13 protein-coding genes are annotated in these 13,641 nt (G+C 51.9%); 6 read left to right on the top strand and 7 right to left on the bottom strand.

The window, feature by feature from the left end:
• The first annotated feature begins 9 nt into the window (after window positions 1-9).
• The gene (lepB, locus tag SD10_RS10380; RefSeq protein WP_046573744.1) at window positions 10-1,179 is read left to right on the top strand and encodes a signal peptidase I; all 1,170 of its coding nucleotides are present in this window, start codon (window positions 10-12) and stop codon (window positions 1,177-1,179) included.
• Window positions 1,180-1,257: 78 nt separating this feature from the next.
• Here lepB and SD10_RS10385 read toward each other — a convergent pair whose 3' ends face one another.
• From SD10_RS10385 to mltG, 6 genes are all read right to left on the bottom strand, one after another.
• Entirely contained in the window at window positions 1,258-2,295 is a 1,038-nt protein-coding gene (locus SD10_RS10385) for a hypothetical protein (protein ID WP_046573745.1), read from the bottom strand.
• 104 nt (window positions 2,296-2,399) lie between these two features.
• A complete protein-coding gene (locus tag SD10_RS10390) occupies window positions 2,400-3,020 on the bottom strand; it encodes an L-threonylcarbamoyladenylate synthase (protein WP_046579328.1) in 621 nt (206 codons plus the stop codon).
• 81 nt (window positions 3,021-3,101) lie between these two features.
• Entirely contained in the window at window positions 3,102-4,133 is a 1,032-nt protein-coding gene (locus tag SD10_RS10395; RefSeq protein ID WP_227699189.1) for a glycosyltransferase, read from the bottom strand.
• A gap of 265 nt (window positions 4,134-4,398) precedes the next feature.
• Window positions 4,399-5,355 (bottom strand): YihY/virulence factor BrkB family protein, encoded by a 957-nt coding sequence (locus tag SD10_RS10400; protein ID WP_046573747.1) that lies wholly within the window; start codon window positions 5,353-5,355, stop codon window positions 4,399-4,401.
• Window positions 5,356-5,460: 105 nt separating this feature from the next.
• The gene (locus SD10_RS10405; RefSeq protein WP_046573748.1) at window positions 5,461-5,874 is read right to left on the bottom strand and encodes an acyl-CoA thioesterase; all 414 of its coding nucleotides are present in this window, start codon (window positions 5,872-5,874) and stop codon (window positions 5,461-5,463) included.
• A 58-nt stretch (window positions 5,875-5,932) separates the two neighbouring features.
• Complete coding sequence (gene mltG / locus SD10_RS10410; protein ID WP_046573749.1) at window positions 5,933-6,970, bottom strand: endolytic transglycosylase MltG; 1,038 nt, start codon at window positions 6,968-6,970, stop codon at window positions 5,933-5,935.
• 148 nt (window positions 6,971-7,118) lie between these two features.
• Between mltG and SD10_RS10415 the strand changes: the two genes are divergently transcribed.
• From SD10_RS10415 to SD10_RS10435, 5 genes are all read left to right on the top strand, one after another.
• On the top strand, window positions 7,119-7,616 hold the full coding sequence (locus SD10_RS10415; protein WP_227699190.1) for a YybH family protein: 498 nt from the start codon (window positions 7,119-7,121) through the stop codon (window positions 7,614-7,616).
• Between the two features lie 79 nt (window positions 7,617-7,695).
• Entirely contained in the window at window positions 7,696-8,958 is a 1,263-nt protein-coding gene (locus SD10_RS10420; RefSeq protein ID WP_046573750.1) for an MFS transporter, read from the top strand.
• The gene (locus SD10_RS10425; RefSeq protein ID WP_046573751.1) at window positions 8,958-9,356 is read left to right on the top strand and encodes a hypothetical protein; all 399 of its coding nucleotides are present in this window, start codon (window positions 8,958-8,960) and stop codon (window positions 9,354-9,356) included. Before SD10_RS10420 ends, SD10_RS10425 begins: the two co-directional genes overlap by 1 nt.
• Before the next feature lie 305 nt (window positions 9,357-9,661).
• A complete protein-coding gene (locus tag SD10_RS10430) occupies window positions 9,662-12,037 on the top strand; it encodes a molybdopterin oxidoreductase family protein (RefSeq protein WP_227699191.1) in 2,376 nt (791 codons plus the stop codon).
• A gap of 2 nt (window positions 12,038-12,039) precedes the next feature.
• The gene (locus tag SD10_RS10435; RefSeq protein ID WP_046573753.1) at window positions 12,040-12,498 is read left to right on the top strand and encodes a hypothetical protein; all 459 of its coding nucleotides are present in this window, start codon (window positions 12,040-12,042) and stop codon (window positions 12,496-12,498) included.
• A 14-nt stretch (window positions 12,499-12,512) separates the two neighbouring features.
• On the opposite strand, the gene SD10_RS10440 is transcribed toward SD10_RS10435, so the two are convergent.
• Window positions 12,513-13,565, bottom strand: a complete 1,053-nt coding sequence (locus tag SD10_RS10440; RefSeq protein ID WP_046579330.1) for a tellurite resistance/C4-dicarboxylate transporter family protein — start codon at window positions 13,563-13,565, stop codon at window positions 12,513-12,515.
• Window positions 13,566-13,641 lie beyond the last annotated feature (76 nt).

Raw genomic sequence — 13,641 nt, forward strand, 5'->3', positions numbered from 1 at the left:
TCACAGGCCATGTTTAGAAAAAAAATGCAAGCGGCTAGCAAGCCAGTTAAACCCAAAAAATCGCCCATAAGAGAATGGCTTGATTCACTTTTATTTGCGGTGATTGCGGCCACACTGATCCGATTTCTAACCTTTGAGGCTTTTGCCATTCCGACGCCTTCGATGGAAAACAGCCTCATGGTAGGCGATTTTCTATTTGTCAGTAAGCTGCATTATGGCATTCGTACGCCAAAAACGCCTTTACAAATACCGCTGACGCACCAGAAAATATGGGGAACCAATATTCCGTCCTATAGTACGGCGATCCAACTGCCCTCATACCGCTTACCTGGTTTTACAACGGTAAAAAATGGAGATGTCGTCGTTTTTAATTACCCGCCACCCAAACCCAATGAACCAGCGTATCCGGCTGATCTGAAAACGAATTTTATCAAACGATGCATTGGCATTCCGGGCGATGTGATTGAAATTCGCCAACAACAGGTTTCTGTCAATGGCAAAGAAATGGCCGTGCCAGTTCGATCAGAAACCACCTATTTTATTAAAACAACCGAGGTGCTTGATGAGCGATTTTTCCGGAAATACGACATCGTCAATGATTTTAAATCGGAGGAGGGGCCGTTTATCAACTGGCAACCGCTTGAGCAATACAACGAGGCTACGAAAACATCGACGCTCGTTGGTTATCAAATCAATACAACCCAGACCGTGATCGATAAATTCCGGCAGTTTGACTGGATAAAAGGCATTGAACCACTCCGCGAACAGGCCGGACAACGGGATTCCCGTATTTATGGCGCATCGGCTTATGCCTGGAATCAGGATAATTTTGGCCCACTCAACGTACCGAAAGAGGGCGTTACCATTCCCATCAACAAGCAGACGATTGCCTTGTATGGCCCGATTATCGAGCGGTACGAAGCGAATAAAAACGTAGTCTTGACGCCGTCCAGTATTCAAATCGATGGCAAGCTGATCAGCAGCTATACCTTTAAACAGGACTATTACTTCATGATGGGCGACAACCGCCATAACTCCGAAGATTCCCGTTACTGGGGCTTTGTGCCCGAAGACCACATTGTTGGTAAAGCCGTTTTTGTCTGGTTGTCTGTGGACCCAGTGCCGGCTGATATCTTCCACAAGATTCGCTGGAGCCGGGTGGGGCGCTTGATTAACTAAGGGAATAGGCAAACAGATTGTTTAAAACACAAATGGAGACTCGGGGAGTCTCCATTTGTGTTTTGGTATTAAATTAACCTATTGATACTGAATGTACATTGGCTTTGGGTCCAGCGCCAGCACTTCGGCCGGTGTCATGATGCGGGAACCCGGTTTACGAAAGTCATTCTCATAAAACAGTTTGAAGCCGGTGTATTGGACGGGCTCTTTCTGAATATAGTCGTGGTACGAATCTTTTTTGAGTACCGGAGGGCCCCATCCGTCCATGTCCATCACAATCTGGACATTGGGATCCAGCTTAATGTTCTTGTAATTTTTAATCATGCCCTGTGTAAACCGGTGAACCACCAGCACTTTAGGCGGCAGGTTATTTTCTTTCACGATGCGGCTCAGAAACTGCACCGCCTGGTTCACATCAGCGGCATCGTAGCTACCGATCTTTGTGCCGGGTTTAGCCCCCGTTACCATCGAAAATTCTGGGTCAATGCCGAGATGGACAAACGGAAGTTTGAGGTATTTTTCCATGTAGGCCATCTCCGGGCCAAGGGGGGCATGCCCGCGCTGAATGTCCAGGAAGACGATAGCTTTATGCTCATTACCCCATTTCAGCACTTTCTTGATCGTTTTGTCGGACATGCGCATCCGATAGCCACCGTCTTTACCCGCCAAACCCTGCGCCGAAGTGGCAACCAAGTGTAGCGCTGGCTGAATGGGGGTAGCCGGATCGGCTTTTTGCCAGTTTTTGATTTCCTCATCCAGTCGACGCAACATTTCTTCTTTAGGGTATTTGCCCAGGGCACCCATCTTCTTGGAGTGTGGGTTGCCGTAATAGGCAAAAATGCGGTATTTTGGCAGCAACGCGCCCGTTGGGGCATAGGTGAGCGAATCGAGGCTGGGATCTCCGGTCGATGCAGTCCCTGAGCGCGTAGTAGGCGCTGCGGCAGCCGTTGGCGTTTCCGATGAATCGGCTGTTGTGCGAGCGGCTTCCGGACTTTTGGCGGCTGCTTCGACCGCAATTTTCCCCGTTTTAGACGAATCGTCCTGTTTTGATTGTGTTGAACAGCCGGTTAGTTGGCTGAGAGCCAACACAGATAGCGCGGCCAAAGAAAAGCGCATACGTAGGTAAGATGAAATTTGGATAATTCACAAAAAAAGGGTTGCCATCCGGTTCAAAGGAATGTCAACCCTAGCGTGCAAGTATAGAGCCAAAACCTAACTTTTCAAAGAATTAATTCACCCAGCCCCTGACGAACGACCGAAAAGTCATCGTCGGTTGCGTCAACGATTGTTGACGGTACATTGCCGCCGTACCCACCATCGACCACAATATCAACCTGATTCTGAAACTTCTCGAAAATTAGTTCGGGGTCCGTCGAATACTCAATAATTTCATCTTCGTCCCGAATCGAGGTGGTAATAATCGGATTACCTAACTGATGCACAAGTTGGCGTGGAATGTCGTTATCCGGAACCCGGATACCAACCGTTTTCTTGTTCGTATTCAGGAGTTTAGGGACGTTGCCGGTAGCCTGAAGAATGAACGTGAACGGACCGGGGAGCAGGCTCTTCATGAGCTTAAACGCCTGGTTGCTGACCCGGGCATAATCGGCGATGTGGCTCAAATCGTAGCAGATAAAGGAAAAATCGTTCTTCGTTGGTTTGATTCCTTTGATGCGCGCCACTCGTTCGACGGCGCGGGCATTGTGAATGTCGCAGCCCATTCCGTAAATCGTATCGGTTGGGTAAATAACGACGGCTCCATCGCGAAGAGCACGCACGATGTGGTCAATACGACGGGGGTCAGGATTTTTGGGATAAAGTTTTATGAATTCGGCCGACATGGTAAACGTTTTGGGTTTATGAATAGCAACTGACATCGACTCGATGCGTTCGCTAAGCATACTCAATAAACGGTAAACGGGCTAAACCAGTTTCGCCGATTGACCTACCGGATAGAACTTCAGATACTGTTGATAAATTTTATTAACCGGCAAATGAAATCGACTCAGCCCCAGAATCAGGGTACTGTTGAAACCCGGCCGCTCGATGTGGCGGAGAAGGTCCCCGAATTTCAGCGCCAGGTCAAATTGTTCTGCATAAAATGCCTTCCGAATGAACGTGCGAATGCGCTTGGCCAGTGCGCCGTATTCATCGGGGGTGGTACATCGGTCGTAGGCCTTATAGCAAACGGCCAATGTCGATTGAAGCAGCGTATTATCGGGAAGAACCACCTGAGCTGACAAAGAGCCAGGGCATTGGCGCTTGAGGGTTAAGACTTCGTCCAGATAAGCATACTGATAAAGGCGTGCCGAACGTACCCAAAAGTCAAAATCTTCGTACGCCAATGTTTCGTCGTAGCCGCCAAGTTCATTCAGTACATCCCGACGCATCATCATGGTGGGTGTACAAATGAAGTAGGATTCCAGAATCGGGCGAAAAACATTACCGGATGGAATCGCCGACAGCGCGTTTCCATTGGCATCAACAGCATAATGAGTGCCTAAATCCCGGCCCGTCGGATCAATATAAGTGGCATTGGAGAACACAACGGCATATGGACCGGCCAGTTCTTCAAAAAAATTCACTTGTTTTCGGATGCGGCTGGGAAGCAGCACATCGTCGGCCGAGAGGTCAATGACATAACGTCCTCCGGCCAGCGCTAACCCCTGATTAAAGGCCCGGTTCAACCCTACATTCACTGGGTTCCGAATAAACTGAATGGAGGGATGGTGCTGCATGAAGGCTGCAATGCGGTCGGCCGAGCCATCCGTACTGCCGTTGTCGATTACAATCAATTCAACATTCGGATAATCCTGCTCAATAACGGATTGCAATGCCTGCTCGACGTAAGCCTGTTGATTAAAGCTGGTACAAATGACACTCACCCAGGGCTTGATCCGATTGAGATAAAGGCCCATCGGCAATGAGTTGACTTGTCCGGTAACGGAAACCATAAAAATTTTAGAGATGGTCTTTACGAAGCGAAACCAGACGGAAATAGCCGGGTTAAATAAACCTTCAAAATAAAACCTATTTGTTACCAGATTTGCTTATGTATTTATCAAACGGAAGAAATTAGATAAAATAATGGCTGTCCGGTCAATGTTGGCGTGCTTTTTGTAAAATAAAAAAGTGAACACATTTTGGGCGTGCCAAACTTGTTTGGTCCGTCTAAAATTGTGCCTTTACATTTATGGGTTAGGTTTTGCAAACGTCATCTCAAATCTCCGGGGTGGCGTTTGTTGTTTTTGCTGCCACACTTGGGTTTCGATCCCCCTCGAGATTATACAGGGCAACATTCATCTCAAAGCCCAGGATTAACAGGAGCGAGATCAGGTTTATCCAAATCATTAGGGCAATTAGTGTGCCAATTGAACCGTATACTTTGTTATACGAGCCGAAATTTGAAACATAATAGGAAAACCCCAGTGTTGTGAGCACAATGAGCAGGGATGCCGTAACGGCACCGGGTGTAATGAAGGCCCATTTCATCCGCACATCCGGCCCATACCGGTAGATCACGGAAACAACACCGACGAAAACGGCGAAGACAACCAGGTAGCGGGCAATGGCCAGCAGATTGATGAAGATGACGTTGTTGAGCAAGCCGAAATGGAGCAGAAAGTCGCTGATAATACCGCCGATAATCAAGACCACAACCGCCAGAATAAGCGCAAAAGCCAACGTAAAGGTAAGTCCGATGGCCACAAGCCGAAGCTTGAAAAAGCCCCGCCGTTCGGCAGAATGGTAGGATGAGTTGAACGCCTGCATGAGGGCGACCAGGCCACTCGTTGCCGAATACAAGGCCAGTAAGAAACCAAACGACAGCACCCCGCTGCGTGGGCGGTTGATGATGTCCCGAATGGTGGTATCTACCGTGCTAAAGGTGTCGCCGGGTAATACTTGCTGGAAGAACCCCATGATCTGGTCTTCCAGATCGGGAATAAAGGTAATGAACGGAATGAGGGTAAAGAAAAAAATAACTGTCGGGAAAACCGCCAGAATAAGACTGTAAGATACAGAGGCCGCCCGCTCGCTGGTGTTGTTGTCCGCAATCTGGGCAACCATCTTTTTTAAAAACGTATACCAGGTAATTCTGGAATTGAACGGATGATGGGTGTGCAGCCAGGCACGGGTATTTCGCAACGCCTTAACACTCATTAGTTTGTCAAACATAGCGGGCTTTCTTGTTCAATAATTGGAGGTGGGTAACAATAGCCATAACCCGATGCTGCTAAACCTGCATCACCGGGTTATGACCGAACGTTTACTTTTTTTAACCTACTGCTCAAAGAAAGGTTTGGCGGCTTCGACTAATTCAGCCGGGGCTGCACAGGGGCGGCCCGTCTCGGTACGGACAAATACGAGGGTTGTTTGCCCTGTATTCAGAAGTTGGCCTTCCTGGTTGAAAATCTCATAATCAAACATTAACCGCGTCTTGGGCATTTGCGGTATGGTAACCCGAATGGTCAGCAGGTCATCGTATTTGGCGGGTCGAATAAAGCGGGAAGTCAGGTCATAAACAGGCATCGAAATGCCACGTTGTTCGATCTCTTTATAACTCAGTCCCAGGTTGCGAAGGGCTTCAACCCGGCCGATTTCATAAAAACGGGCATAATTGCCGTAATAGACAATCCCCATTTGGTCTGTGTCATAATACCGAACCCGAATCGCTGTAACGTCGTGCGTAATCATGTTAATAAATAGTCGAGCGTGCAGGAGTTATACGTGAGGTGACTCACCACGTCACTCCTTACTTCATAATCTTCATTCGGGTGAGGGCCTGCTGATACAGGCGGGCATTGGCGAGGTGCTCGGTTAGTGTTTTTGAGAAGGTATGATAGCCATTGAAACTGGCGTTGACCACAAAATAAAGGTAATCGTGCTGTTCAGCGTTGAGAACCGCGTCGATCGTAGCGGGAGCCGGTAAATTGATTGGGCCGGGAGGTAGGCCCGCGTACCGGTAGGTGTTATACGGGGAATCGATGGTTAACTGCTTGTTGAGGAGCCGGCGGATGCCGAAATCACGAAGCGCGAAAATAACCGTTGGGTCGGCTTCGAGTTTGATGCCCCGCTTCAACCGATTCAAGTAAACGCCTGCTACACGGGGTTGTTCGTCCCGTTTGTTGGTTTCGGCCGCCACGATAGACGCCAATACCTGTGCCTGGGTCTGGCTTAGTCCCAGCGCTTTCGCCTTCGCCTGGCGTTCGGGCGTCCAGAACTTCTTGTATTCGGTGCCCATCCGTTCCAGAAACGCTTCGGGCTTGATGGTCCAGAAAAACTCGTACGTATTGGGTAAAAACAGGCAAACGATAGTCGTGGTATCGAAGCCAAATTTTTCGCAGGTGGCCGGATCATTGAGCAGCTTACCCAGCGCATCGGAACCAAATTCGAATTTGCTGCCGAGCCGCTGAATGAGGTCGCTTTTCTGGCGCATGCTATTGAACGTCAAGGGCATGGCATCCTGGCTGCCACTGCGCAGCTTGACCAGCGCTTCCCGGTTGCCCATGCGGGGTTTGATTTCATAACGCCCTTCTTTAACCCGCTCCGGGTATTTCATCAGCTTGGCCAGGAAACGAAACGAGGTTTCGTCGTTAACCACCTTATGCGTTTTCAGGGTGTCCATGACGGAGTCGAAGGTAGATCCTTTGGGAATCAGGAGGGCAAACGGTTTGTCATCATCCTGAACCAGCAGGTTGGGGCTTCTGAACACCTGCCAGAAGTAAAAGGTGAATGTGGTTAACAGAATGGATACGGTGAGAAACAGACCGATTTTCAGATTACGCGACATAATAAAAAAGGAATGATGCATGATGAACAATGAATCGAGCTGGCATTCCAGCGATACATGGCAATGAAAAAATTCATCATTTACCCTGTATCATTCATCATTCATTCTGCAAATTTACGGCAAAACTGTACGAATCACCCTACCGAACATGAAGTACCTGTTACCCTTTTTGTGCAGCTTGCTGCTGATAGCCTCCTGTCGGACACGTGTAGAAAGCCCGCGGGCGATGAATCCGGCGGCCGCAGCCCGTCAGCATGCGATTGACGAAATCCGCGAAGCCGACCAGAATTTCAGCATTATGTCTGAAAAACAGGGAATGGCCAAAGCCTTTACGACCTATGCCTCCGACGACGTGATCAAGTTGAACGATGGGGCTGCGCCCACGGTCGGATTCGATTCGCTACGGGCACAAATGAGCCGTCTGCCTGCCAACGGGCCTGTGTTGACCTGGCAGGTACTGAAAGCCGATGCGGCCCAGTCGGGCGAGTTGGGCTATACCTTCGGCCAGTGGATGCTGACCCAAAAAGACGGTTCTGCGAAACGGAGCGTGCGTTATGGTGTGTACATGACGGTCTGGAAACGCCAGCGGAATGGTGAGTGGCGGTTTGTGCTGGATGGGGGCAACGCAACGCCCGAGCCAAAATGACGGTTTATTGTTTGCGGTTTGTGGGGAGAGGTTCCGCGGATCAGGCTACCTTTGCAACGTCAAACCATCAACGATCCATTTGCTCTTCACTCGTTCATTAGCTACCCGCCGGGCTACTGCCGGACCCTCGCTTTATACGTTCTCGTTCTGGTTGCTCTGCGTCAGTAACTTTCTGTTTTCGGCCAGCTTTCAGATGATGATTCCCGAGTTGCCTGCCTACCTGACCAAGCTGGGCGGCAAAGAGTACATTGGCCTCATCATCGCCCTCTTCACGCTTACGGCGGGTGTTTCCCGGCCATTTAGCGGAAAAATTACGGATACAGTTGGCCGGGTGCCGGTTATGGCCTTTGGCTCCATCGTCTGTTTCGTTTGTGGGTTTCTGTATCCCTATTTGCTCACGGTTGGGGGCTTCCTGACCCTGCGGCTCATTCACGGCTTTTCGACCGGTACGAAGCCCACAGCTACCTCGGCCTACGTGGCCGACATTGTGCCCGCTACCCGCCGGGGGGAGGCCATGGGTACGCTGGGGTTGTTCACCGCGATGGGTATGTCGCTGGGGCCCGCCATTGGGAGTTGGCTGGCGCATGCTTTTTCCATGAATGTCATGTTCTGGACTTCCTCGGCTTTTGCGTTGCTCTCCATCGCTATATTGCTTCAGATGACCGAAACGCTGCCCAATACACAACCCTTTCGGTTTGGTTTGCTCCGCCTGAAAAAAGAGGAGATTTTTGATAAACAGGCCTTGCCGCCGTTCATTGTGCTGTTGCTCCAGTCGTTTTCGTCGGGGGTAATTCTAACGGTCATTTCGGAGGTGAGCACACCGCTGGGTATTACAAACAATGGCCTGTTCTTTACCGTGTACACCATCGCGTCGCTGGTTATCCGGCTGGTTTTCAGTCGGACCTCTGACCGGTATGGCCGTGTCCCTGTGCTGTTCATCTCGACGATTGTGCTCGCCTTATCAATGGGTATGCTTATGCTGACCAATTCAACGACCTGGTTCTGGGCATCGGCGGTATTTTACGGCATGTCGTGGGGCATGAACTCGCCAACCGTAACGGCCTGGACGGCTGACCTGAGCGATGAGAAAACGAGAGGCCGTGCCATGGCGACCATGTACATAGCCCTTGAGGCAGGTATTGGTCTGGGCGCGTTGGCATCAGGATCGCTGCATAACCATATTTTGGGTAAGCCGGGCGTCGATGCCTCCTTTGCAGTAGCTGGTTTTCTGGCCCTGATTGCGGTTGCTTACCTGAGCTGGTTTTGGCGAAAGAATCGGCCGGGCAACCAACACCGCCTGGACGAAGCCGATGAAGTGGCGTTACTGGATGGCGAACCCTGATGATTGAACTGGAACCTAAAATCCGGCCGTTGGTTGACGCACTCAACCAGACCGGTCTGGTACGGACGTTTTCGAGTTGCGAAGGGCACTACCGGCCCGATGAGCAGACGTTTGTCGACCGAAATCATGCCGAAGTCCGGTTTGTGCCGGCCGATGGCATTGCCATTGAGCAGGTTGAAAAATGGCTGGCTACTGTGCTAACCCGTTTCAGGGCTCGTCACGGGTTGATTCCCATAAACCTGACGGCCTATAAACTCTACACACCCATCGACGAAGACGTTGTTGAGGAAACGTTTGTGCTTGCGGTAAAGCCCTTCAACCGGTTCGACTCACCAGACCAAAAGCGAGCCGATACCGACCGGGCTATTCCACAGGTGATTCAGATTCTGGAAGCGTAAGAGGTTGTTTATTTAAGGCGTTGATTGACTGTTATTGTGTTGTCCGCCGGGTCGCCGAACGTCCACGGCTGTTAAAGCTTGTTCCCAAGTCTGTGTCCTCATAGACCGTTCCCACCAGGGCCAACCGGGCAAGCGGTCCGTGAGGACACGGACCGCGGAGCCTGATTTGTCAGCATCTTTACTCACTAAAACACATAAAATACCCGTAGTCAAAACCTGTCGGAGTCAATTCAGTTATAGGCAAAATGAGCAGTCGGGTTGGCGTCGTCCGCTGATGGAAGACTGATCGTTGTTTAAACGAATGGATGATGGAACAGACGCGCGATAGTATTGCCGACATCTGGGGGGACCGAACCCCGCACTATGGAGATTGGCCCGTTCGGGTAGACCAGCGAGTCACCACAGAGCCTGACCATTGGGTACAATCGGCCTGCGTGCTTTGTTCGAACGGGTGCGGACTGGAAATTGGCGTAAAGGATGGCTGTATTGTGGGGGTTCGGGGACTTGACCGCGACCCCGTCAATCACGGTCGGCTTGGCCCCAAAGGGCTGCACGGTTGGGAAGCGAATCATAGCCCCGACCGACTCACCAAACCCCTCATTCGGCGCGATGGTAAACTGGAAGAAGCCAGTTGGGAGGAAGCCATGAATCTGATCGTCGAGCGATCAAGGGACATTATTCAGAAACATACCAGCCTGGCCATGGGCTTTTACACCTCCGGCCAACTTTTTCTGGAGGAATATTATACGCTGGCCGTCTTGGGGAAAGCGGGACTGAGTACGCCCCACATGGATGGCAATACGCGGCTGTGCACAGCTACGGCCGCAGCCGCGCTCAAGCAATCGTTTGGCACCGACGGGCAGCCCGGTTCGTACATCGACCTCGATACGACCGAAACCATCCTGCACGTCGGTCACAACATAGCGTCTCAGCACACGGTACTCTGGATGCGGATTCTGGACCGGTTGGCGGGCCCTAATCCGCCAAAACTTATTGTAATCGACCCAAGACGGACGTTCACCGCCGAGAAAGCGCACATTCACCTGATGCCCCGCGTTGGAACGAACGTGCCGGTTATGAACGGGTTACTCAATCTCGTTATTGAGTCCGGGCAGATCGATCAGTCATTTATCGATGCGCATACCGTTGGCTTTGATGAACTCAAAAAAACGGTAGCCAACTGGACACCCGAACGGGTAGAGGAGTTGACAGGTGTTCCCGCCAGCCAATTACGGGCGGCTGCCCAACTGCTAGCCACGACCAGCACACTGGTGAGCAGTGCATTGCAGGGCGTTTACCAGTCCATGCAGGCAACGGCAGCGGCCGTTCAGGTAAATAACCTGCACCTGATTCGGGGGCTGATTGGCCGACCGGGCTGCGGTATTTACCAGATGAACGGGCAGCCGACCGCCCAGAACACCCGCGAAACGGGAGCGGATGGAGACATGCCCGCTTTCCGAAATTCGGGCAATCCCGAGCACATGAACCAGTTGGCCCGGATCTGGAACGTGGATGTCCGGAATATTCCGCATTGGTCGCCCCCAACGCATGCCATGCAAATCTGGCGGTATGCCGAGCAGGGCTCTATTAAGTTTTTATGGATCAATGCCACCAACCCGGCCGTGTCGATGCCCGACCTGGCACGGGTGCGGCAAATTTTGCAAAAAGAGGGCTTGTTCGTCATCGTCCAGGATGCCTTTATGACCGAGACCGCCCGCTATGCCGATGTGGTTTTGCCAGCCGCCATTTGGGGCGAGAAAACGGGCTGTATGACCAACGTCGACCGGACCGTTCACCTCACGCAAAAGGCCATCGAGCCACCGGGAGAAGCCAAAGCCGACCTCGATATTTTCGTAGATTATGCCCGGCGAATGGACTTTCGGGATAAAGACGGCGCTCCGTTAATTAAGTGGACTACCGCCGAAGAAGCCTTTGCTGCCTGGCGTGAATGTACGCGGGGCCGCCCCTGCGATTATACCGGTATGACGTATGAGAAGCTGCGACGGGGTGGTATTCAATGGCCCTGTAACGAAGAACACCCCGATGGTACATCCCATCTGTATACGGATGGCGTTTTCCACACCGGTGCCGATGATTGCGAAGCCTATGGCTACGACATGACGACGGGCGGGGCGATTACGCCAGAAGAGTATAAAGCGAATGACCCAAAGGGGAGGGCTATCATCTGGGCCGCCGATTATGAGCCCCCGCATGAGCAACCGGATCAGGACTATCCATTATGGCTCACAACCGGTCGGCTGGTGTATCACTTTCATACCCGAACCAAAACGGGCCGCTCGGCCGCTCTGGCCAAAGCCGCTCCGGATTCGTTTGTCCAGATTTCAGATCAGGACGCACAGGCTTACAACATTGCCGACGGCGACCTGATCGAAGTTGAATCCCGCCGGGGGCGCGTGCTGGAGCCCGCCCGTATCGGAGATATCGAGCCGGGGCTGGTGTTTATTCCTTTTCATTTTGGCTATTGGGACGACCCCAAACGGAGCCGGGCAGCCAATGAACTTACCCTAACGGAATGGGACCCGGTGAGCAAGCAGCCTCATTTTAAATACGCGGCCGTTCGGATACGGAAAGCAACCGAAGTCGACAAAGATGCATTGGTATTGGATCAGGCCGGGCAACGGGTAAACGCAGGCAGCACAACACCTAAAACGACGGAATAGCCATGCACATCGGAAATTATCTGAGCCTTGTTCAACAGAGTGAACAACAACTGTCAAGGGCCTTTAGCCAGGTTGCCGACCATCATGGCGACGAACCCGACATCTATCAGGTATGCCAGACGCTGAGTGACTGGTCGCGGCAACACACAACGGAGCTGCAACCACTGGTCGATCGCTACAGGTCTGACAAAAGCGACGAGCCCGAACGCCTGAGTCAGACACTGTTCGACAAGCCTCGCACGGGTGGTCTGGCCTTACTGCGCGACCTGCATGATCTGTACCTGCTGGCTACGGAAGTGGAGCTTTGCTGGGTTGTGCTGTTGCAGGCGGCCCGTGGACTGCGTGATCAGGAGCTGGAATCCCGTTGCGAAACCTTCGATAAAACCACCAAGCGGCAACTGACCTGGCTGATGACCCGCATCAAGCAGGCCGCTCCTCAAACGCTGATCGTTGCCGATTAAGCAGGGATGATCAATCAGCTGGCGGGTTGTCTGATCGACTTCACTAAATGCACGCACATAGCTAAGAAGGTCGCTGCCCAGGCGACAAGGGCCGCATAACTAAAACCTTGGGCGATGGGGAACAGGAAGGGCCAGCGCTGGGCTTCGGCCAAACGCCAGGAGGCTACCACATACATGCCGATTGGAAATACAAGACTCCAGTACTGGGGAGTGTACGCCACCGGCACTTTTTTGGCGCCATGACGCCAGCCTTCCAGCAGTACAATCAGTGGAATCCACCAGGTAGCCGTAGCCCACGCTACTAAACTTACCCCTTTTAGGAAGGGTAAGAGGTCCGCCAGCCCGGTATGGGTGGCCGCCTGAATGCGCTCGATCAGGGTTGCTCCTGCCAGGGTGGTGATGGCCACAGCACCCATGTCGATCCAGTAGGGTGGGGTGAACGCTTCGGCCTTTTCGGGCAGAAACAGCAACCGATACAAAATAAGGCTAATCAGAAAGAGGTAGAATACGAAGCCGAGCAGAAAGGCACATACCGCACCAAACAGAATAACGCTGGTCGGAAAAGGAAGTTGAGCCGCCAGCAGCGTACCCAAAACAGCCAGGGACTGGATTGAGACCGTGATCAATAACCAGGTGCCGTTCAGACCTTTTTCCAGCGTAGGCTTCTCGGGCGAAATAATCACCCCGACAAAAAAAGCATAGACCAGAACGACCCATAATCCCAGCGCGAAATACCACAGCACCGTGGCAACTCCCGAATGGTGGGCCAGCAACTGATATTGAATACCCAGCACACACGAACCGGCGACCACCGTAAAAAAGCCGGGGCCCCTGGCGTGCGACGTTAAGTCGGTCAGAACAGCGGGGAAGAACAGCACAAGGCGCAGCAGCAATAAGGTCAGTAGGCCGGTATAGGCTAGTTTATTTACCCAGAACAAAGTTGTGCTGATCGCTTCCCATCCAACTAAGTGCGCCCCAATCGAGACAATACCGGTTGCCATGACCAGGGCGAAATAAGCCGGGGGCAGGGATTGAATGGCTTGCTTTAGAACAGGTGATATCTTCATGATCGTTATCCAGTCTGGCATATATATGTACAGGGCAAGAACAACCGATGGTTCTATATAGCCGGGCCACCGGTAA

This window comes from Spirosoma radiotolerans (assembly GCF_000974425.1).
Classification (GTDB): Bacteria; Bacteroidota; Bacteroidia; order Cytophagales; family Spirosomataceae; genus Spirosoma; species Spirosoma radiotolerans.